General features: G+C 49.5%; 18 protein-coding genes. 13 read left to right on the forward strand and 5 right to left on the reverse strand.

All coding sequences use genetic code 11. The features are described 5' to 3' along the window. Nucleotides 1–182: 182 nt before the first annotated feature. From G3M78_04085 to miaB, 5 genes are all read right to left on the reverse strand, one after another. Nucleotides 183–1,373 carry a hypothetical protein gene (locus G3M78_04085; protein QPJ64612.1) on the reverse strand — a complete coding sequence of 397 codons (1,191 nt, stop codon included), beginning with the start codon at nt 1,371–1,373 and terminating at the stop codon, nt 183–185. Between the two features lie 12 nt (nt 1,374–1,385). Next, nucleotides 1,386–2,102 (reverse strand): hypothetical protein, encoded by a 717-nt coding sequence (locus G3M78_04090; protein QPJ64613.1) that lies wholly within the window; start codon nt 2,100–2,102, stop codon nt 1,386–1,388. A 54-nt stretch (nt 2,103–2,156) separates the two neighbouring features. Beyond that, the gene (locus G3M78_04095; GenBank protein QPJ64614.1) at nt 2,157–3,296 is read right to left on the reverse strand and encodes an HlyD family type I secretion periplasmic adaptor subunit; all 1,140 of its coding nucleotides are present in this window, start codon (nt 3,294–3,296) and stop codon (nt 2,157–2,159) included. 650 nt (nt 3,297–3,946) lie between these two features. Then, nucleotides 3,947–4,282 (reverse strand): multidrug efflux SMR transporter, encoded by a 336-nt coding sequence (locus G3M78_04100; protein QPJ64615.1) that lies wholly within the window; start codon nt 4,280–4,282, stop codon nt 3,947–3,949. 120 nt (nt 4,283–4,402) lie between these two features. After that, a complete protein-coding gene (gene miaB / locus G3M78_04105) occupies nt 4,403–5,752 on the reverse strand; it encodes a tRNA (N6-isopentenyl adenosine(37)-C2)-methylthiotransferase MiaB (GenBank protein QPJ64616.1) in 1,350 nt (449 codons plus the stop codon). A 234-nt stretch (nt 5,753–5,986) separates the two neighbouring features. Between miaB and G3M78_04110 the strand changes: the two genes are divergently transcribed. From G3M78_04110 to G3M78_04170, 13 genes are all read left to right on the forward strand, one after another. After that, a complete protein-coding gene (locus G3M78_04110) occupies nt 5,987–6,220 on the forward strand; it encodes a helix-turn-helix transcriptional regulator (GenBank protein ID QPJ64617.1) in 234 nt (77 codons plus the stop codon). A 411-nt stretch (nt 6,221–6,631) separates the two neighbouring features. Continuing rightward, nucleotides 6,632–7,723, forward strand: coding sequence for a type IV pilus assembly protein PilM (gene pilM, locus G3M78_04115; GenBank protein QPJ64618.1), 1,092 nt, complete (start codon nt 6,632–6,634; stop codon nt 7,721–7,723). Beyond that, entirely contained in the window at nt 7,720–8,556 is an 837-nt protein-coding gene (locus G3M78_04120) for a PilN domain-containing protein (GenBank protein ID QPJ64619.1), read from the forward strand. The genes pilM and G3M78_04120 overlap by 4 nt, the downstream gene beginning before the upstream one ends. 12 nt (nt 8,557–8,568) lie before the next feature. Next, on the forward strand, nt 8,569–9,207 hold the full coding sequence (gene pilO, locus G3M78_04125) for a type 4a pilus biogenesis protein PilO (protein ID QPJ64620.1): 639 nt from the start codon (nt 8,569–8,571) through the stop codon (nt 9,205–9,207). 51 nt (nt 9,208–9,258) lie between these two features. After that, nucleotides 9,259–10,746: a pilus assembly protein PilP gene (locus G3M78_04130; GenBank protein QPJ64621.1), complete on the forward strand. Its 1,488-nt coding sequence runs from the start codon at nt 9,259–9,261 to the stop codon at nt 10,744–10,746. Next, nucleotides 10,743–12,329, forward strand: coding sequence for an AMIN domain-containing protein (locus G3M78_04135; protein ID QPJ64622.1), 1,587 nt, complete (start codon nt 10,743–10,745; stop codon nt 12,327–12,329). Before G3M78_04130 ends, G3M78_04135 begins: the two co-directional genes overlap by 4 nt. A 171-nt stretch (nt 12,330–12,500) precedes the next feature. Next, complete coding sequence (pilQ, locus tag G3M78_04140; GenBank protein QPJ64623.1) at nt 12,501–14,450, forward strand: type IV pilus secretin PilQ; 1,950 nt, start codon at nt 12,501–12,503, stop codon at nt 14,448–14,450. Between the two features lie 10 nt (nt 14,451–14,460). After that, entirely contained in the window at nt 14,461–15,537 is a 1,077-nt protein-coding gene (locus tag G3M78_04145) for a 3-dehydroquinate synthase (protein ID QPJ64624.1), read from the forward strand. Between the two features lie 20 nt (nt 15,538–15,557). Further along, complete coding sequence (locus tag G3M78_04150) at nt 15,558–16,298, forward strand: hypothetical protein (GenBank protein ID QPJ64625.1); 741 nt, start codon at nt 15,558–15,560, stop codon at nt 16,296–16,298. Nucleotides 16,299–16,394: 96 nt separating this feature from the next. Continuing rightward, nucleotides 16,395–17,204, forward strand: coding sequence for a phage Gp37/Gp68 family protein (locus tag G3M78_04155; protein ID QPJ64626.1), 810 nt, complete (start codon nt 16,395–16,397; stop codon nt 17,202–17,204). After that, nucleotides 17,138–18,406, forward strand: coding sequence for a three-Cys-motif partner protein TcmP (gene tcmP / locus G3M78_04160; protein ID QPJ64627.1), 1,269 nt, complete (start codon nt 17,138–17,140; stop codon nt 18,404–18,406). Before G3M78_04155 ends, tcmP begins: the two co-directional genes overlap by 67 nt. A gap of 174 nt (nt 18,407–18,580) precedes the next feature. Further along, nucleotides 18,581–19,630: a beta-N-acetylhexosaminidase gene (nagZ, locus tag G3M78_04165; GenBank protein QPJ66760.1), complete on the forward strand. Its 1,050-nt coding sequence runs from the start codon at nt 18,581–18,583 to the stop codon at nt 19,628–19,630. 38 nt (nt 19,631–19,668) lie between these two features. Continuing rightward, on the forward strand, nt 19,669–21,300 hold the full coding sequence (locus G3M78_04170) for a hypothetical protein (GenBank protein QPJ66761.1): 1,632 nt from the start codon (nt 19,669–19,671) through the stop codon (nt 21,298–21,300). Nucleotides 21,301–21,317 lie beyond the last annotated feature (17 nt).

Here is a 21,317-nt window from a genome sequence, read left to right on the forward strand (position 1 = left end):
GCTCCACTCGCACTGCTATCCATCCCGTTGGTCGCATTTAAGCGGACGAAGTCCGTCCCCTCTCCCCCGGAGGGAGAGGGCTAGGGTGAGGGGGCGTGGACATTCATTATTAATATGTAATTGGTCGTTCTTGATTATTTTAAGAAAACAGGTAAAGGCTTGATGTTATTTGCAGGAATGGTCTACGCCGCTCGTTGCATCGAGCTCTTACCTGAATCATTAAAATTTTGAGTTGTGTATGGTAGGTTTGAAAAGGGAGAAAGCCTGCTCAATCTTCCCCCTGCGTAGCGGGCGCCAGCGTCGGAGACGCCGTTCTGGTTGAGGTCCTGCCAGATTTTGAGGTCGGAGAACAGGGCGTCGTTGGCGTCGATGACGCCGTCGGCGTTGGAGTCCAGATCGCTGAGCGCGGCGAAACCGTCTGCGGCGGTTCCCGTTCCTCCGTTAATAGAGGTCGCGTCGCCGAACAGTTCGGAGCCGTTGTCGATCGTTCCGTTCGCGTCCCGATCCAGCGCGAGCAAACCGTCGTCGGCGCCGACCCACGCGGTGCGCTCGGCGAAGCCGTTGTTGTCGAGATCGAAATTGACGGTCGAGCTGTTGAGGTCGGAGACCTCCAGCCCATCGCCATCCAAATCCAAAGTTAAGGGATCAAGACGGATTCGGGGAGGCGTTTCTGCAAGGAGGAAGTCTGCATTAACTTTGAAGAAGGCGTCTGAAATCTCTCTATTGGGGTCGCCCACGATTTCAAAATAAACTCCAACTAATTCTTTTAAAGTTTCATAATCTAAATTACCAACATTCTCATATAGACCAACCGCGCCATTTAGCAAATAGCTAGCTAGCGCCTCATATTTTCTCAAGCTCTCTGGCAGATTAGATGCCCCGCGCGTTTCCATCTCCTCACGAATGACATTAAAAAATTCACTGTTTGGAGACAGTTTCTGGACAGCTAGAGTATGCCCTGGATAATCTTCCTCTTCCAATCCCGGGAAGTGCTCTAGCATTTTTTGCCTATCAGTTGTCAAAATGGTTTCAAATGTTGGGAATCCCTCTGGGCCTAGCGCTTGTTCTATCAATGTACGAGCAAGATCGTCTGAGTTTGCCTGAAAGGTACTTTCAAAATCAAAGTTAGGATCAGACGTAAGGCCTCTGTTAACAGAAGCGAATTCAACAATAGTTCTTACTAATCCGTTATAAAAATTGGTGGGATCATTGCCATTGATGCCAATGGCTTTATTGAAAAATTCGGTCGAATTAGGATTAGCATCAGTGGCTACTGCCGAAATTGCTTTCATTAATTCGTAGCCAGCAGTGTAGTTTCCTGTGTCTAGATAGTTTTGTAGAACGTTTCTATTTTGTTCAACTAATTCGCTCAACGTAGCCATCGCTTAATTCTCCTTATTTTTCTGAATAGGTTTTGGATTAAAACTTGTGATTAAATTAAAGACCGATTCGTCAAGGGACACCATATTATTAAAATGCTTTTTTAAATACATGTACTCAATTTTAAAATCTCCATTCCAGGTTGTTTTACCTATGCAAGACAAAAGTATACAAGTTACGGTAGATAGACGGTCATTGTCTTGAGTGATTACGAAAGTCCCTGAGTATCGATCCATGCTTTCGAACGTTTGCCTTGTATAGCGAGTGATTTTATCTGATTCTTTTATTCCATCAGGCAATGGGTGTTTCTTAATGCTGGGAAATCTTGGAATTGTATTTTCCGTTGTGTAACGTCCTGGATTATTTTTATTATTGAATAGGTCTTTGGGATCATTAGATGGAGGAACATTTTCCAGTGTAATACTGACCCTGTCGCTTTCTGATGGAAGTTTGGTTGCAAATCTATGCGCTGTTTCTTTAGTGAAAGGAACCATGCCAGGGTATGCGGCTCTTAATCGAACCTTATTACCCTCTATCCCCCACAAATATTCCTTAGGCACATCAATGTGGTAAAGGTCTCGAAAGAAGAAAACCTGGCTATCCAGATACGCTTGTCTTTCAGCCTGTTCCTTTTCTTTAAGAAAATTCCAATACAATAGAGCCAGGATAAAGATCATAAAAATGATCCAGAAGGATTTCCGCTTGTAAAAAACTTTGCTCATATGTTTCTCCCGGTACGTTGCAATACTTAGATTTCTGATTTTCTCAAGTTTCTATCACCGTTCCCGTATGGCTTCCTGTTTGTAGCGCAGGAGCGGGCTGAGGAAATATTCGATCAGTTTGCGTTTCCCCGTTTTAATCTCCACCATCACCGACATGCCCGGTCCCAGGTTCACCCATTTGTCATTGATCTGGATTTTTGTTTTCTTGATGAGCACGCGACACTGGTAAATGAGGCCGAGGTTCTCATCCGCAATCGCATCGTTGGACAGATCGATGATGGTCCCTTCGATGAAGCCGTATTTGGTGAAGTCGAAGGTGTCGATCTTGACCTCCGCCTCCTGTCCCTCCTCCACAAAGCCGATGTCTTTGTTGAGAACGAATGCCTCCACTTCCAGTTCCGTCGATTCGGGAACGATTTGCATGAGTTCCTGCGCCGGAGTCACCACGCCGCCGACGGTGTGGATGGCGAGTTGCTGGACGGCTCCGTCGATAGGAGAAACGAGGACCTGCTGTTTGTTGCGTTGACGGGTCTTTACGATTTCTTGCGTGACCGCGTCGATTTGTTGGTTGGTTTCGCTGAGTTCCTGGAGGTTGTTCTTCTGCACTTCGGCCTTGAGCGTGTCGAGTTGGGCTGTGATCGCTGAAATGGAAGCGCTCAGTTCATGAACCTGTGCGCGGTAGCCTGCCAGGTCTTGCTCTTGCTGAATGCGTTGTTGCTCCATTTCCAGATACTGGTGGCGCGAGGTGATCTCCTGCTCCATGAGGGTCTTGTAAGATTGTGTGCGTTCGGTGATGAGCGGTAGCGTGCCTTGCAGTTTGAGGACGGAGGTCATGGCCCGGTCGCGTTCTGCAGAGCGTTTATCCCATTCTCTCTCCAGCCCCTGTTTGCGAAACAGATACTCGTTGACCTGTTCGATGAACAGGTTCTGCTGGGTGGCGATGTCTTTCATTTTCACGGAATCGGGCACATCGTGGAACAGTTTGAAATATTCGCCTTGCCAGTTCGGCGGAATCTCGCGTTGTTGCAGGAGTCTTTGAAAGGCCTCTTGCCGGGTCTGTTGCAGTTGCAGGGTTTCGAGGCGTTGCCGGAATTGCGAGGCATCGGCTTGTATGAGCGTGTTGTCGAGGGTGATGAAAGACGAGAGCGACTTCGGATAGATGCGTTTGGTATTCCGTTGAGTTTGACCTTGCATGCCCCGCCCGGAGAAATTTGGAGTTCCAAACCTGGCTGAGCGGAAATGATGACACCAAGCCATCTGCAAAGTCAAATATTAGCTATCCGGCAGTGCGCCGCCAGCGTGCCGCCCGGCCAGCGTGCCGCTGGACCCTTAATGGCTCCACTCCCTTTGCTATTAATCCAGCTGGGCGCAATTGGAGCCGTCATCGCGAGCGCCTGGTAAGGCGCGTGGCGATCCAGCGGCGTTGGGCGTTCCATGAAAGTCACTGGATTGCTTCGTCGCTAATGCTCCTCGCAATGACGTCACTTCGAGTGCAATCGAAACTTTGCAGTTATTTATCATACGGGTGAAACCCGTCTCCCTCACCCAGCCCTCTCCCTCAGGGAGAGGGTTTTCTAACGCTCAACTCTTTCTGCCATCAATCCCGTTGGGTGTAATTGGAAAGTTACGGCCATCTTCCTGCGGACGTAGTCCGCTCCTCTCCCTGAGGGAGAGGGGTCATTGAATGGTTTCTCGTAATGCTATTAATGATGTTGGGCGCAAATGAAACGTTCCGGCATAGTCCGCGCCCCCTCACCCAGCCCTCTCCCTGAGGGAGAGGGGTCATTGAATGGTTTCTCGTATTGCTATTAAAGATGTTGAACGCAATTGTAACGTTACGGCGATCAGCCAGCAGGCGAAGCCTGCGCCGTGACGAATTTCAGGCCGATGATGCTTCCGACCAGCAGGGTGAGGAAGAACAGGTGCCAGCGCGTGGCGGGGTCCTCGAATATGTATATCCCGACGAGAACGGTTCCGAAGGCGCCGATGCCGGTCCACACGGCGTAGGCGGTTCCTAGGGGAATGGTCTTCATCGCCAGGCTGAGCAACCAGAAGCTGAGGATCGAGAAAAAGATGAACGCTAGCGTCGGCATCATGCGGCTGAAGTTTTCGGAAAACTTCAGGCTCGTCGTCATGCCCACTTCAAAAATTCCCGCCGATATCAAATAGATCCAACTCATAGCAATCTCCTCATCCAAGTCCATTGGAAGAATTATCAAAGTTCGAAAAGCAGAACAGGTCTGCTTCGATTTTCAGGTAAAAGGGAAACGGTGTTGCGAATATAAAACGGGGCGAATCGATCAGCCGACGACGGCGGGCAGGTTGGCAACGCCGGACAGGCTGTGTCCGCGCACGTCTTCCACCAGGACCGATACCCGTTCGCCGGGTTGAACCTGCTTGAGGGGATCGGGGAAAAACACGCTCCAGTAATGCGGGGAGCGCCCTCTCATGAGGCCTTTGCCGCGCGATGCGGGGCCCTCCACCAGCGCTTCCACTTCGGTTCCGATAAAGCGTTGGCCCTGTTCGAGGGTCAGTCTGTTTTGCAATTCGATGGTGCGTTGCAGGCGTTCTCTTTTTTCCAGTTCGGACACGGTGTCGGGAATTTCCGCCGCCGGGGTGTTCGGGCGCGGACTGTATTGAAACATGAAGCTACTGGAATAGCCCACCCACTCCATCAAATCCAGGGTGTCTTCAAACTCCCGCTCGGTCTCGCTGGGATAGCCGATGATGACATCCGTTGAAAACGACATATCAGGAACCTTGTTGCGCACCAGGTCGATCAAGGCGCGATATTCCGCAACCGTGTGTCCGCGTCTCATCTCTTCCAGAATCCGGTCGTTGCCGCTCTGCACCGGCAGATGCAGGTGATTCACCAACACATCCAGATCCTGATAGGCCTGCACCAGCTCCGGCGTGAAATCCTTGGGATGGCTGGTGGTGAAGCGCAAACGTTGCAGGCCGGGAACCTCGGCGACGCGATACAGCAGTTCATGAAATTCGGTCGGTTCGATCAAGCCGCGTTTGCCGTAGGCGTTGACGTTCTGCCCCAGCAGGATGATCTCCTTCGCGCCGCGTCGAACCAGTTGTTCCGCCTCGGCGACGATCTCCGCCGCTTCGCGGGACTTTTCCCGTCCGCGGGTGAAGGGAACCACGCAGAAGCTGCAAAACTTGTCGCATCCCTTAATTATATTAATGAAGGAACTCGGGTCCGCAGGTCGGTCTAGCGGATGCGCCAGGTCGGGAATCGAGTATTCTTTCGCGCGGTCGAACTCCGTCCAGACGCGCGGCTTGCGCGATGTTTGCGCATGCTGAACGACATCAGAAATCTGCTCAACGCAATCCGGCCCCATGATGAAGTCAATGAAGGGCGCTTTTTTAAGTATATTTTCGCCTTCCTGCTGAGCCAGACAACCCGCCATGCCCAGCACTAGTCCGGGATTTTTGGCCTTCAAGGGACGAAAATGGCCAAAAAGGGAATAAATTTTATTCTCCGCTTTCTCGCGTATTGAACAGGTGTTGACGATGATGAGATCGGCGTTTTCCGGCTCGTGCGTGCGGAAATAACCGGAATGGAACAGGAGCAGTTCCATTCGGTCCGTGTCTGCCACATTCATCTGGCAACCGAAGGTATCTAGATAAACTTGTTTCATAACCTTTAAATCTAAATGAAAAACTTTGCCATTTCAACAGAATCTTCAACAAATTCACCCTATAATTTGTTAAAATTTACTGTATTTTCAATATAGTTATAATTTTTATTATTGACAAATATATTATCTTTAATTAATGTCTAATGTATTCCAAAAAATATTTAGCCCAAAGAAGATAATGGGTTAAGCGTAGCATCATCATTACCATCTTATCGCAAGAGGGGGGGATTGACTGTGGCCGAAACAAATTGCGTACGGCAAATAAGAGAGTCGAAAATGATGAGCAAGGCCGAACTTGCGCGCAAAGCCAGCGTGACAGTTCAGACCATCGACAGAATCGAGAAGGGAAACGAATGTCGATTGGACACCAAGCGAAAAATCATTTTGGCCCTGGGTTACAAACTGGCGGATCGATCGCGTATTTTTATGAACCCCGATGAAGAACCCGGAAACGGTTCGAATTCGTAAATAAAATACGGTCCCTAAAGTTTGTCCGATTCAATACGGCTTGGGCTCGATCCTTAGAGGAGCGACAGTCCAGGAATAGATCGGGTTCCGTTCAAGTCGGGCAATCGGAACATTAGCGTCGAATATCGGGAGAATTTTAAGGTCGATCGGCGATAGAACACAAGCTTGCCATAACGCTTAACGAAAGGATACGCGAAGAACTTTAAATTTTTCAAAAGATTGGCTTATGAAGCCACAGCGAATCAAATAATTTTATATGCCCCAGATATTATTTATAAAATTTCATAACTAATTTTTTTATAGTTTATTTTTATGACCTTTTAAATTATAATATCTAAAATATTATACCTTATTCGAGTTAGAAGATGAGCGAGAGATTGATTGTCCACCTCACTATAAAGTTTACCAACAATGTTTCTTTCTAAAGACACGCCGCTGGTTGCAGTCGATATTGGCTCGTATTCCGTCAAGCTGGCGCAATTGAACTTGAAGAAGAATAAACCCGAGCTACTCAGCTTCGGCTTATTGCCTTTGGAGCAGGAATGTCTGGTAGACGGTTCCATTCAAAAGCCCGATGAAGTGATTGAGGCGATTGGCAGACTGTTAAAAGCCGAAAAAATTGAATCGAAATTCGCGGTATCCTCTCTCGCCAGCGAAGCGGTTATCACCAAGCGCATCAAAGTTCCGGAAATGAGTCGCGAGGAACTGGAAGAGCGTATTAATGAGGAAGCGGAACAATACATTCCTTTTGATATCGACGATGTGAGTTTGAGTTTTCAGATTCTGGGACCTGCCGAGATGGACCTTCCCGATGAAGAAGGAGCGGAAGCGGAGGATCAGGGCCCTAAAATGGAGATCCTGCTGGTTGCCGTTCAGCGCGAAATCATTGACAACCGGATCGATGTTCTTTCCGATGCGGGTCTCAAGCCGGTCATCATGGACCTCGATGTTTTCGCCACGGTCAACGCGGCCAATCTCATTTCAAGCGTCGACGAATTTGACTCGGTCGCTCTCATTGATCTTGGAGATTCCTTCACGCACCTCAATATATTATCGAATGGCGTCACAGCCGTCACGCGCGACATTCCTATCGGCGGCGGCCAATGCGCGCAGAAATTGATTTCCAAATTTGACCTGCCTTTCAAAGAGGCGACGCGCGTTAAATTGGGAGCCTTGCCTTCCGGCATTGAAACCGAAGAGGTTCTCGATATCATTCGCAGGTCTTTTGAAAAAATCACCGCCGAGTTGGTCAAAACATTTGAATATTATCAAAACACGCAATCGCTCGCCATCGAACGGATCATTCTGTGCGGCGGCGGCGCGATGATTCCCGGCGTCGATCATTTATTCATGAACCAGTTCAAGACGCCCGTGGAGATCATGGATCCTTTGTCGGCGATCAAGTACAACCCGAAGAATTTTGAAATAGAAACCATGAGAGCGGTCGCGCCGTTGACGGCAGTCGCTCTTGGCCTGGCGACGCGGCGATTCGATTACAAATGAAAAAACTGAGCCTGCCAAAACTGAATTTCAAGTTGCCCGCCTTTGGGCGGTTTGGCAAGCGCGATCCCAAGGTGGAACAAGAAGAGGATTTTGGACCCGGGCGAGATACTTTAGGCGGCAAGAAAACCGTCGAACCGGGTTATCAGGCGCCTTCCTTAATCAACCTGCACGATTACCGGCAGGAATTGGTCAAGGTTCAAATACAAAAGCGCATCATGCAGGCTTGCTCCATTCCTTTGGCTTTTGTATTTCTTTTAATGGGCAACTGGATCGTCGAACTGGACCGGGTGGACATGATCAAGGCCGATATCAAAAACCTGGAAAAACAAGTCGCGGCGCTTGAAAGCGATTATCAGGCGGTCAAGAAAATGCAGGAACAGATCAGACGATCCGATGAAATTGTTTCCGGCATTCAGACTCTGCGCCACAGCCAGTTTGAAACGACCCGCATTCTCAACGATCTTTACTCGCAGGTTCCCGACGCCATCTGGTTGACTGCCGTCGAACAAAAGAACTGGCATCAGCTGAAAAAGGAGAAAGTTCCTTATATTTTATTTGAAGACCCGTCTGTCAAAGACCAGCGCAAAAAGAAGAAAAAGAGCAAGGATGAAGATTCGCGTGAAGACCTCTATGAATTCATTGAAATCAGGGGAATGGCTATCGGAGAGGAACCGGGCAACGATGTGGCGAAACTGACGATGAACCTTGAAAAGCTTCCCTACTTCGAAAAAGTTTTCATTTTCAAAACTGGAAGAAAACAAATCGCCACCGTTTACGGGGACGAATTCATTATTTATTGTTTCATGCCGGTTTCATTGGACCCAAACGCCTGAGGCTCAACCATTATGGACCACATTTTTGACAAGCTCCCTTACGACTTTCTGGAAAATATCAAGTCCGCTTATGTGATCTTGACGGGAGTCGTGGTCGGTCTGCTTCTGGCAGTGATCTATTTTTTCACGATCTACAGCGCCATCGCCGAGGAGTATGCGGGTCTGGTTTCCAACCGGGAAAATGTCAAACGCAAGCTGGATCAATATCAGCGCACGGTCAAGCAAAAGGAAATGGTTTCTCGTCAACTCATATCAATGGAAGGCAAACTTTCGCTGGCAAAGAAACAATTGCCGCGAGGGGAAGAACTGCCAAACCTGCTCAAAGAGCTTTCTTCTTTTGGTCAGGGCCGTAGCGATTTCGCCATGATGCGATTTCAACTCGAAGAAGGAGAGATCATCGATTTTTATAAGGAAGTGCCTTTCAATATCGAAATGAGAGGCAGTTTTACCGACACCATGGATTTTTTTGACAAGATGGAAAATGCACTGCGCCTCATTGGCCTGACCGAATTAACCATGCGGTCGCGAAACATGACGGAAACCCGTAACGGAGAGCAGGTGATTCAACCCACCTTGTTCACCGATTTTACCGCAACGACCTTTGCTTATGTCGAAGGCGCGGAAAGCAGGAAAAAGGAAAAGAAAAAATAAGCGTATTCATTCAGGGCAGGGCAAAGAGAAATATTTAAATTTAAAACGACGATGACACAGGCTGAACAAATCTTAAAAAGAGCGGGCGCCGGGATGGCAGGCATCTTCCTGTGCGCTGTCGTCCTTTTCAGTCTGCCGGCGCAAGCTACAGCCCAGTCCAAAAACGAAGCTGTTCTGAATTTGATGAAAGTCAGCGGCATGCAGGAAGGTTCGCCGCGTGTTCAGATGGACGCTTATTTTCTTCACCTGACCGCGCTTGGATTGAACGCCGGTGAAATCCAGTCCCTGCAAAACATCATCGGACGATTCTTTCAGCCGCACGCTCTGGTGAAAAATCTGCAAAGCCAGTTGCAGGAAAAATTCAATCGCAACCATGCCGATCGACTGCAGAGCTGGTATGAATCCGAACTCGGTCAGAGAGCCAGAGAGGCCGAAGAAGCTTTCACGGGTGATCTGTTGAAACAGAAAGTCCAGGCCTTCGAGCAATCGTTAAAAAAGAACCCGCCCGAGATCAACCGGATCCAAATCATTTTTAGAATCGTTCGGGCCGGTAAGCTTGTTGATTATTCCATCAACACGGCAGAAACGCTCATGATGCTCACCTTTCCCTATATGAGCGAAGCTAGAAGCCGCGCTTTGCTGATGGAGGGACGCGAATACGTTCAGGAGCACATTTTAAAAACTCTCCTCTACACTTACCGGAATTTTTCAAACGAGGAACTCCGCGCGCTGGCCGATGCGGAAGAATCGAAAGCTCATCGCTGGTTTCAACGGATGGTTCGTCTCAGCCATTACGACGCCTTGAACCGGGCCGCCGATGAAGGCATGACTTTGTTGAGCAAAATTCTTAACGAGATCGATTCCGGTCAGGGAGGCTACACGCTTGTTAAGGAAATCTTCCCGCCTGGAGAACGATACCGTCTGCTCATCCAGCGCGATCCGTTTCTACCATTGGTATTGCCGCAAGGATTTAACCAAACGATATCTACGCGAACGGCTCCCGGAAAACGCGGTGAGTCGCTTGTTGAAACGAAACCGCCGGTCGTCGATTTTGCAAAACGCTTTCCTTTAATACCGTTTGAACTGTACAAGCAGATTCAGGACAGCGACCCTGGTTTATTCGAGCAATTGGAAAGCTTTGGACAATTTTTCAGCAATGAGCGGGCCTTGCAACAACTCGATGAAGAAATGCTCAACGAAAAGATTTCTTCATACAGCCAGTTGATCCGGCGCGCCAACCAAATGAAAAACGAAATGCCCCTCACTCCCTTGCAAGCGGGTTACGATCAGTTCCGCCTGGTGGGGATGATTCAAAAGGGAACGCAAAAGCTCGCGCTGGTGCAGAAGGACGATCAAAGCGGGCACAGCATCAAGAAGGGCGCCCTCATGGGGCCTAACTTTGGTATAGTCGAACAGATCTCTCCCGACAAAATTGTTATTCTGGAAAAAACCAGAAATTACGCCGGGAAAATTTTATCCCAGAAAAAGGAAATTAAATTCACTCGTAAAAAAACAGATGAGAGCGAGGCGCCATCATGATCAAATTGAATAAAACCCCGACCCTTTTCGCGGTTTTGTTTTATCTCTGCGGAGCAACACAGGTTCTGGCCCAAACGTCCGAAGCCCCACAGTCCGACACGGCGGTGAAAAAAATCACGCAGTTGACCGCGACCGAGGAGGCTGATGGCGGCGCCACGGTCGTGATTGATTCGAGCGGGCCCATCAAATTCACCGCTTTCAAGCTGACCAATCCGCCTAAATTGATCGTTGATCTGTCGCGCACCGAACCCGGAGCCGCGGCGACGCCTCTGGAGCCTGCCAAAGGCATCATCAAATCCATTCGTCCTTTATATTTTGCGGAATCCCAGGTGGTGCGACTGGAAATGGCTTTGGAAAGTATTCCCGAATACCAGATACAGCGTAGCGGCGAGTCGCAATTGACCATTCGACTCAAGGGAACCGGAGCCATTGCAACATCCGCTGAAGCAACGGAGCAAACGGCGCAGGCGCCCGCAACGCAAGAAAGCAAAAGCGTGGCCAGCGACACGGCTGAAGCCAAAGTTGGGCTGGGTTCCTCCTCCTGCGATCCTATTTTGTCGGGAGAGAAGGAAAGAATCACTCTGGATTTTCAGGACGCCGATCTCGTCAATACCTTTCGCCTGATCTCTGAAGTGAGCGGCTTCAATCTGATATTTGGCCCCGGCATCAACGGCAAGCTCAACCTGCGCCTGATCGATGTTCCCTGGAACAAGGCCTTTGATATCATACTCACCAATAACAATCTGGGTAGAGAATGTTTTGGCGACAACGTCATTCGCATCGCTCCCATACTGCGCCTGACGGAAGAAAACCAGACCTATGTCAGCGCCGTGCAGGCCAAGGTGCAGGCGGAAATGGCGGGACTTCTGGCGCAACCGCTGGAAAACGAAATCGTTCCCATCCATCATGCTGAAATCCAGGCGCTGGCGGTGAACCTGCAATCTGCCCTGAGCGATCCGTCGCGCGCTCGCATCACCATCGACGAACGCACCAACACGCTGATCCTGACGGACGTCCGTCCTCATCTGGAAAAAATGCTGGACCTGATCGAGGTGTTCGACGTCAAGGTGCTGAGTCCGCAAGAAGAACTCGCTCTCGAACAAAACACCGTCGTCGTCAGCGGCGACGATTTCCCGTCCATCCCGCTGGTGGTCTATGAATACATTGCTGAGAAAGAACCGAAGCTGAGTTCCGATCTGGAATTTTATGAAGACCTGTTCAACGACAAGGCGCGGTTGTCGCAGTTGTCCGCCAACGAACTGAAGGACGCCCGGGACAACTATCGGAGCTATCTCGAACAGGCCGCCAACATGCAGTCGGCGATCATTCAGTCTCCCTTGCAAACCGCTTGGGATAACCTGTTCTGGGTCGGCACCCTGTCCAAGAATTCTGAACGCTACGCACTGGTCGAAACCACCGACCACCGGGGGCATCTGGTTCGGTCGGGGACCGTCGTCGGTCCCAATTTTGGTCGCGTCGATGAAATTGAAGACAGCCGCGTGATTGTTTTGGAAAGCGAAAGAGATTATCAGGGGAATATTTTTTCCAAGAAATTAAAAATCCCCTATGTGAGGACCAACTGAAAGCATTAGCAAAGGCGCGCTATTATTGACCGGGAACCTTGTTCCCCACTTTGCAAACTTCTCAAATAGAAACCTATGAGCCAAAGTTACGGATTTAAAGTTCGCAATCAAAGCAATGAAACGGTAACGAAGTCAAAGCTCGCAGGCATACCATTTGAGCAGACACGTGTTATGAAAACTAAATTCAAAAGCATCCCTATCGTAGTTCTGACGCTGATCCTCAGCCTTGTTGGGGTTCCTCAGATCCATGCGGCGCCCGATCAAATGGATCGGACGAGCGGTTCAGAAAACGCCTCCGACGGTTTGGGCCGCATCGCCAAACTCGACGCGCATTCTCAGGACAACGGCGAGACTTCCATTCAGGTCGCGTCCAGTCGGATCATGCAATACACCGCTTTTAAACTGTCGGATCCCCTGCGGCTGGTTCTGGATATTTCTGACATGGAGGATCCGGGCATGGCGCGTTTGGATCGCAATCGCGGTCTGGCAAAAACCATTCGTCCGATGTACTTCAATAATCTGAAAGTGCTCCGGCTCGAAATCGAATTGCGCGAAGCCGCCGATTACAACATCGAACGACCCGACAACAAAAATCTCATCATCCATCTGCGACCCGCATCCGCAGTCAAAATGGCGGCTTCCGAACCGATCGCTATACATTCGCCTGTTGAAGAAGCCAGCGTTCAAATGAAAATGGACTCTACTGCAAGTTCCGAAAAAGAGGCGAAGGAAGATGAAATTCTGAACGCTTCCAAAAATATTGGAATCGCAAAGGATCAGGAAGTCGAAGATCATTGCAAACCGCTTCTTGATGGAGAGAAAGATAAAATCTCTCTCGACTTTCAGGGCGCCGATCTGGCGAATATCTTCCGACTGTTTTCTGAAGTCAGCGGATTCAATATCATCATCGCGCCAAACGTGACCGGCAACGTAAACATTCGTCTGATGGAAGTTCCCTGGAACACCGCTTTTGACCTGATTCTGAGAAACAACAGTCTGGGTAGGGAGTGCTTCGGAAAGAACGTGATACGCGTAGCCAACTTTACAACATTGAGAGATGAAGAAATTGCGCGCAACGAAGCCGGACGCGAGAAAAACCGCGCCGATCAAGCGTCTCGACTTTCGCAGGCAGTCACCACGGAAGTGGTGCGCATCAATTATGCAAATATCGTTGATATGGCGGCGAATCTGAACCGGATGATCGTCAATCTGTATCAGGGACAGGAAGCGGTTCGCGCCTCTGTCACCGTCGACGCGCGCACCAACACTCTCATCATCACCGACATACCGCCGCATATCAATGAAATGCTCAAGATGGTGCGCACGCTGGACGTGCCGACGCCGCAAGTCATGATCGAGGCGCGAATCGTCGAGGTGAGCAAGGGATTCACCGAAGAACTCGGCGTGCAATGGGGTCTGACCGGTAATTTACCGAGACGGCTCAATCCCGGCGGGTCGGACGGGTCGATCAGCATCAATTCACCCACGGGCATCACTGCGGGCAATGCGAATGGCGGATTCCTTGTCGATCTGGCAACATCTTCCAGCGTGGGCGCAGGCGGCGTGGGCGGATTCGACATCGTCGTCGGCAATATCTTCGGCACGATGAATCTCGAACTGCAACTGCGCGCGCTTGAAACTCAAAGCAAAGGCCGCATCCTTGCGAGCCCGAAAGTGACCACAGCGGACAATCGCGAAGCCCGTATTTCCAGCGGCAATCGCATTCCGTTTGAAACCACGTCCAACAACGGCGGCACGGCGGTGGAATTCATTGATGCAGAAATCGAACTCACCGTGACGCCGCATATCACCCAGGATGATTATGTTTACATGACGATCTCCGCAACGCGCAACGGTCTGGACTCGGCCGGGCGAACCGTTGGCACCTCGCAGAACCCGATTCTGGCTACGCGCGAAGCCTCCACTGAAGTGCTGGTCGCCGACGGCGCCACGACAGTTCTCGGCGGCGTGTATGAAAACACCACCACGAACACGAAGGAAGCGATTCCCTTCTTCTCAAAAATCCCTGTTCTCGGCTGGTTCTTCCGAGGCTACCAGGATTCTGAAACCATTTCGGAGTTGTTGATTTTCATCACCCCGACCATCGTCAAGAAATACTGAAACACGAAACATGAAACAACTCAGGCTGGACCTTGGCGCGCGCAGTTACGATATTCTGATCGCGCCGGGTTTACTCAAGAATGCAGGCGCTCTCATCAAAGAAGCGGTTTCACCCAGTCAGGTCGTCGTCATCACGCACCCGACCATCAGAAAACTATACGGAGCCGCGCTGGAAAGCTCTCTCAAAACTGCGGGCTTTCAGGCCCAATGGATAGAAATCCCGGAAGGCGAATCGTCCAAGTCGCTGGAACAGGCGGGCGCTATTTTTGATTCCCTCTTCAAAATGAATTGCGATCGCAAGTCTCTTCTCGTCGCTTTGGGCGGCGGGGTGATCGGCGACATCACCGGATTCGTCGCCGCCACCTGGCTGCGCGGCGTGCCCTTCGTGCAAATTCCCACGACCCTGCTTTCGCAGGTCGACAGTAGCGTCGGCGGCAAAACCGCCGTCAACCATCCGCAGGGGAAAAATCTCATCGGCGCCTTCTATCAGCCGCGCCGGGTGATCGTCGATCTCGACACATTGAAAACTCTGCCGGAAAATGAATTCAAAGCGGGTCTTGCAGAAGTGGTGAAGTACGGCGTGATCGAAGACGCGGACTTTTTTGAATTTCTCGAAAACAACGCCGAAAAAATTCTGAAGCAGGACCCGGCCTGTCTGGAGCGCATCGTCGAAACGTCTTGCGCGGTCAAAGCGCTGGTTGTCGAAAAAGACGAGACCGAATCGAGTTACCGCATGATCCTCAACTATGGCCACACCATCGGCCACGCCGTCGAAGCGCTCACCCATTATACAGATTATCTGCACGGCGAAGCGGTCGCGCTGGGCATGGTCTACGCCGCGCGCTTGTCCAATAAGCTGGGTAAATGTTCCGACGAAGTTCCAAAGCGCATCGAAGGCCTGCTGGATCGGCTCGGTCTGCCCGTAAAATTGCCAAAGCTCGACGCCGACGCGATGATCGAATCCATGGGCCACGACAAGAAAGCCGTCGCCAATAAAATCCGTTTCATCCTCGTGCAGAAACTCGGCGCCGTCGAGATCACCAGCGACGTGCCCTTCGACGTCCTCAAATCCGTACTGACGGACTAGCGCCCGCCCCGCGCAGATCGATGAAAAAACTGTCTGCGGAATTCAAATTTCTCAAACGCCACGAACCGCAACTGCACGCCCTGCTCGTTCTCGCCGCAAACTATCCCAAAGACGACCCGCAAGCCAGCCTCATTCGCCTGCGTCAATTCGGAGAATTGCTGGCTCGCGTGTGGATACAGAAATTGCATGTTTTTTCTGAAAACACGGAACCCTATATTGATCTGCTCGACCGCGTAAGAGAACAGGGAAAGTTAGAACCCGAAGTTTACGCAGGACTCAACACATTGCGTCTCGAAGGCAACAAGGCCCTGCATTTTTTTATCGGCGATAAGGAGAGCGCACAGTCCAATCTCAAGCTGGCTAAAAAACTCGCTCGCGCATTCGATGCAAGGTTTGGCAAAGACGGCGATCGCCTGGAGTCTCCCTTCAAGCCCGAACAACTCGCCGCTTCCACGGCGCCCAACGAGATTGCTGAAGAAGCGAGAGCCGTTGACAAGGATTTCAGCGGACGCAATCTCACCAGCTTCGATTTTTCCGGCAAGGACCTGCGCGGCTACGACTTCACAGGCGCCTGCCTGTTCAGAGCCAAATTCCGCAACTGCAATTTGAAAAACGTCAGCTTTCGCGGCGCCGACCTGCGACACGCCGATTTCAGCGACGCCAAAAACCTGCAAAGTTATCAGCTCGACAACGCGATGCGCGACCAGATCAAATTACCCGATCGCGTGCAACGCGCCCTCGATTCGCAAAAATTTATTTGAAGCTGAAATTTATTCCAAATTTTTGTTATATGCTTGTTTTTTTAATATACTAATAATTAATGTTTATTATTTGTAATCATTGAGGTTTCAAGAGTTATGTCTAGTTCAAAAATTGAATGGACTGAGCACACATGGAATCCAGTTACCGGTTGTGACAAAGTGTCTCCTGGATGCGCTAATTGTTATGCAGAAACTCTTGCAAAACGATTGACAAAAATGGGAGCGCCTGGTTATGACAATGGGTTCCAGTTGACTCTTCATCCTGATCGACTTGATATCCCGATTTTGAGGAAAAAACCAACAATTTATTTCGTTAACAGCATGAGTGATTTATTTCATGAAAAAGTTCCATTTCGATTCATAGATAAAGTTTTGCAAACAATTTGTCTAACTCCCCAACATATATACCAAATTTTAACTAAGCGCCCAGAAAGGATGAAGCAGTATTTCATAAAAAGAAAGGTTCCTAGAAACGCATGGTTGGGAATCAGTATTGAAAATGAGGAATATGCTATACAAAGGCTACCTCACCTCGAAGAGATTCATGCGCATATAAGGTTTCTTTCCATTGAGCCACTTTTGAGCGACGTTGGGGAACTAAATTTATCTGGAATTGATTGGGTGATTGTTGGCGGGGAATCTGGACCAAAAGCTCGTCCTATGAAATTACAATGGGTGCAATCAATACAAAGACAATGTGAAGTATCAGGAGTTCCATTTTTCTTTAAACAATGGGGAAGTTACGGAAAAGATGGGATTCGTCGGGCAAAAAAACATAATGGAAGAGAGTTAGACGGAAGGACTTGGGACGACTTACCTCAAATAGGAAAAGAACACATATGCCAAAAAAGCACTACGAATGGGGGTATGACGGTTCAGTACCGGAAATTGGCGAACATAGTTTAGCTAAGCATAGGATCATAGAAGACTATGTGCGACGGTATATCGAAATCTTATCGGCTAACCCTAGGCAGTCGCAACTTAATTTAACCATTGTAGATGGATTCTGTGGAGGAGGTCTTTATACTTTTAAAAATGAGGTTGTCCCTGGCTCTCCATTGATTCTTTTAAGAACAGTTAGAGAGACTGAAGCAAAAATAAAGATTACGAGAAGAAAAGATTTTAAAATTAACGCTGATTTCTTCTTTATTGACGAAGCTTTGCCACATTGCAATTTCCTAAAAAACGAAATTGAGCATAGTGAATTCAAAGGCGAGCTTGGTAAATCGATTAAAATTATAGTCGGTCAATTTGAAACAAAAGCAACTGACATAATTCGGTTTATTAAAAATAAAGGAAAGGCGCATCGATCTTTATTTTTTCTAGATCAATATGGATGGAGTGACATATCTTTAGGCACCATTAGGAAAATTATAAATGAGTTAAGTTATCCAGAAGTATTGCTGACCTTCGCCGTAGATTCATTGATAAATTACTTAAATGAAAACCTAGCTGGGTCTCGATCGCTACTTTCATTGGAGCTAAACCGAAGCGATGTGCAAGAGCTATTAAACCGTAAGCGTGAGGCCGGGTGGCGGTATCTCATCCAAAACGAGTTGTATCGGCATATTCAGAATTGTACTAATGCAAAGCATTACACTCCTTTTTTTATCAAGTCTCCAAAGAGTGGTCGTTCTTATTGGTTGTTGCATTTATCTAAACACGTACGAGCGAGAGATGAAATGGCCACTCTCCATTGGGACAAACAAAATCATTTCGTTCATCATGGAAAATCAGGTTTTCATGCTTTAGGATTTGACCCTTCTAAAGATATTCTGGAACAGTTCAACCTTTTCGACTTTAATGAGATTAACCGCATTCATTCTGTAGATGCAACTACAGAACAAATTCCAAAACTAATTAACGATGATAAGCTATGGAATAGTCAGGGGGTTTCAGTAGAAGATATATTTTCTAGGCTTTCAAATAATTCTCCAGTTACTAAAATTATTGCATGTGAGGCACTCATTAAATTGCGTAAATATAATGAGGTAACGATAATTACTAAAGATGGAAAGCCAAAACCAAGGGCAAATGCTATGAAATGGGAAGATAGAATTATATTGCCTCGTCAAACTAATTTTTTGAGCATTCCAAAAAAAGAGTAAGTTATCTAATAAAATTATCCTCTGCGTAGTCCTGGAACAGGAGCTTTCCCTTGGCGTTGGATTTGGTTACAATACGCTTTGTTTTATTTAATTGTCCCCCCGTTTTTGTTTTCCTTATTTTTTCGAGTCGATCCATTGGAACCTTCACCGAATTTTTTTGAGCTGGCTGGCCAGATGTTGATCATCGGGTTTGAGGGGACGTCTCTCAACCGCGAAATTGAAGAGTGGATTGTCGATCGCAAGATCGGCGGTTTGATTTTGTTCGAACGCAATTACGAAAACCCGGCGCAGTTGCATGCCTTGACGAATGCGATCCAGAATCTGGCGCGTTCTTCGGGCGCGGCGGATGTGTTGATTTCGGTCGATCAGGAGGGCGGTCGGGTGTCGCGTTTGGGCGCGCCGTTCACGGCCTTTCCTTCGCCTTGTTGTCTGGGCGCGGCGCGTTCGGAGCCGCTGGCGCGTCGCTTTGGCGCGGCGTTGGCAACGGAGTTGCTGGCGACGGGGGTCAACATGGTGTATGCGCCGGTGCTGGATGTGAACAGCAATCCGGACAACCCGATCATTGGCAAGCGGGCGTTCAGCGATTCGCCGGAGTGGGCGGGCAGGCTGGCGACGGCGTTTGCGGCGGGGGTGCGCGAGGCGGGGGTGGTTCCTGTCGGCAAGCATTTTCCGGGGCATGGCGATACGGATCGCGATTCGCATCTGGAATTGCCGGGGGTGGATCGTCCGGCGGACTCGCTGGAGCAGGTGGAGTTGCCGCCGTTTGCGATGGCGATTCGGGACGGGCTGGAGGCGATCATGCCTGCGCATGTGACTTATTCGGCCTGGGACGCTTCGGGGCCGGCGACGTTTTCTTCTTATATCTTGCAGGATATTCTGCGCGGCCAACTGGGTTTTGAAGGGGTGGTGATCTCGGACGATCTGGAGATGAAGGCGATCGAGGATCATTATTCGTCGGAGCTGGTGCCGGAGTACGGGGTGGCGGCGGGCATCGATCAGTTTTTGATCTGTCACAACCCGGACAAGATTCGCCTGTTTCAGGAAAAGCTGGCGGAGGGGATGGATAAAGGGCGTATCGACATGGGCCGGGTGAACAGGTCGGTCGAGCGGATCATGAAATTGCGGCGTTCGCTGAAGCCCTCGCCTGCCGAGGCGCCGCGTTTTGAGGAATTGACGGAGGCGCACCGCGCCGTCGCGGAGGAAATGCAGTCCCACCTTTCTTGAACGATTCGTCTGTGGAATCTGATTCCAAATCATCGCTTGTGACGCAGGGCGCGCGGGTCGATCTCGCGGAGCTTGTCAAATGGTCCGCGCTTTACGCGGTACTTGCGGGCTATTACCTTTCTTTTTCAAAATACGGTTTCAATATCTGGGACGAGGGCGGTTTCGCCAACGGCTCCCTGCGCACCTTGAACGGCGAGATGGCGGGGCGAGACTTCAACCCCATCGGCTATACGCCGGGACGTTATGTGTTCGGGGAGTTCCTGTTCCGCGTCTTCGGCGTGCATTTGCAGAGCCTGCGCATTGGCGTGGCCTTGCTCACGCCTGCGATGGTGATCGCTCTGTATGCGGTGGGGCGTCGCATCATGCCTCCGGGCTTTGCGTTGGTCGCGGCTTTGTTTCTGTTGTCGGCGCCGTCGATGTATTACAACCGTTTCTTTATTTTCTTCACCGTACTCAACCTGTTTTGCCTGATCCGTTGCATGGAGGCGATGACGCGCGGGCGCTTGCTGATCCTGGCGGGGGTGGTCCTGCTGAGCGCTTATTTCAAATTTGAAGTGGCGATGTATTCAACGCTGATCGCTGGCGTCGCGCTGGGTTTGTTGCTGTGGAAGCGTCGGCGCGAATCCGATGCGGGGCCGGGATTTCAGAAGACATGGTCGATCGCGTTGCATCGTCCTGTGTTCTGGGTAACTGTGGCGGGCCTTGCAGCGGCGCTTGCGGCCTTGCTGTATTACGTCAGTTCAATCAATCTTTATGAGAAGGGCGTGCGTCAGCTTCTGGAGTCTTATGAGGTCTGGGGCAATCCGATGCCCGCGTTGTTTCCTGTGGGCGAGGTCTGGGCCACGATGAAACCGCACGAGTATTTTGATCGGGTCCTGTTTTATATTCCGCCTCTGCTGTATGCGTTGACGGGTCTTTTGCTGGCCTGGCGGCTGTTGAGGCGCGAAGGCGGTTGGCGGATGCAGGATTATTATCTGTTCGTGATCTTCGCGTTTGGTCTGTGTTCCTTTGGTCTGGTGATCTGGCGTTCGGGTCACGACAATCTTCTGCGCACCCTGGCGCCCGCCTATCTTTTGTTTTGCTACGGATTGTATTTGGTCTGGAACAGAGCGACGAAAGCTCCCCTGTTTTCCGGCGGCGGTTTGTTGAAGCGAATGCCGCTCAATCTTCTGTTGTTGCTGGCGCCGTTTTTCTATCTTTACGAGATGAACGTGAATCACGGATTTTATGCGGGATCGATAGGAGCGATGCGGCAGGAAACAACTCGGTTGACCCTGGAACGGATGGACGTCTACACGAATGAGGCGGAAGCTTTAATGATCGAGAATGTCCTTGAAAGGATTCAGATTTATTCTGACAAGAATGATAGGATATTTGCTCTACCCTTGAACCCGATATTTTATTTTATTTCAGAGCGAAGCAACCCGACGCCTTATGACTGGATACTTCCGGGAATGCTGGATGAAGGGGGAGAAAGAAAGGTGATTGAATATTTGCGAAAAGATTCGCCAAAGGTTATAATTTATGTAGATATTCCAATTGACGGAAAAAATGAAAGACGTTTTGTAAAATATTCCCCGCAGGTTTTTAATTATATTGCTGAGAATTACCTGTTTGATGAATTTGTAGGTTATTTTCAGATCCTGTTACCCAGATCGATTTTGGAATAAAAACGAGTTCACATTTA

This window comes from Candidatus Nitrohelix vancouverensis, assembly GCA_015698305.1.
Lineage (GTDB): Bacteria > Nitrospinota > Nitrospinia > Nitrospinales > VA-1 > Nitrohelix > Nitrohelix vancouverensis.

Coding starts and splice junctions, on each gene's coding strand:
- pilM (QPJ64618.1), top strand. CDS start 6,632: ATGTTTCTTTCTAAAGACACGCCGCTGGTTGCAGTCGATATTGGCTCG.
- nagZ (QPJ66760.1), top strand. CDS start 18,581: ATGTTGATCATCGGGTTTGAGGGGACGTCTCTCAACCGCGAAATTGAA.
- tcmP (QPJ64627.1), top strand. CDS start 17,138: ATGCCAAAAAAGCACTACGAATGGGGGTATGACGGTTCAGTACCGGAA.
- G3M78_04090 (QPJ64613.1), bottom strand. CDS start 2,102: ATGAGCAAAGTTTTTTACAAGCGGAAATCCTTCTGGATCATTTTTATG.
- G3M78_04150 (QPJ64625.1), top strand. CDS start 15,558: ATGAAAAAACTGTCTGCGGAATTCAAATTTCTCAAACGCCACGAACCG.
- G3M78_04100 (QPJ64615.1), bottom strand. CDS start 4,282: ATGAGTTGGATCTATTTGATATCGGCGGGAATTTTTGAAGTGGGCATG.
- miaB (QPJ64616.1), bottom strand. CDS start 5,752: ATGAAACAAGTTTATCTAGATACCTTCGGTTGCCAGATGAATGTGGCA.
- pilO (QPJ64620.1), top strand. CDS start 8,569: ATGGACCACATTTTTGACAAGCTCCCTTACGACTTTCTGGAAAATATC.
- G3M78_04120 (QPJ64619.1), top strand. CDS start 7,720: ATGAAAAAACTGAGCCTGCCAAAACTGAATTTCAAGTTGCCCGCCTTT.
- G3M78_04130 (QPJ64621.1), top strand. CDS start 9,259: ATGACACAGGCTGAACAAATCTTAAAAAGAGCGGGCGCCGGGATGGCA.
- G3M78_04155 (QPJ64626.1), top strand. CDS start 16,395: ATGTCTAGTTCAAAAATTGAATGGACTGAGCACACATGGAATCCAGTT.
- G3M78_04095 (QPJ64614.1), bottom strand. CDS start 3,296: ATGCAAGGTCAAACTCAACGGAATACCAAACGCATCTATCCGAAGTCG.
- pilQ (QPJ64623.1), top strand. CDS start 12,501: ATGAAAACTAAATTCAAAAGCATCCCTATCGTAGTTCTGACGCTGATC.
- G3M78_04135 (QPJ64622.1), top strand. CDS start 10,743: ATGATCAAATTGAATAAAACCCCGACCCTTTTCGCGGTTTTGTTTTAT.
- G3M78_04145 (QPJ64624.1), top strand. CDS start 14,461: ATGAAACAACTCAGGCTGGACCTTGGCGCGCGCAGTTACGATATTCTG.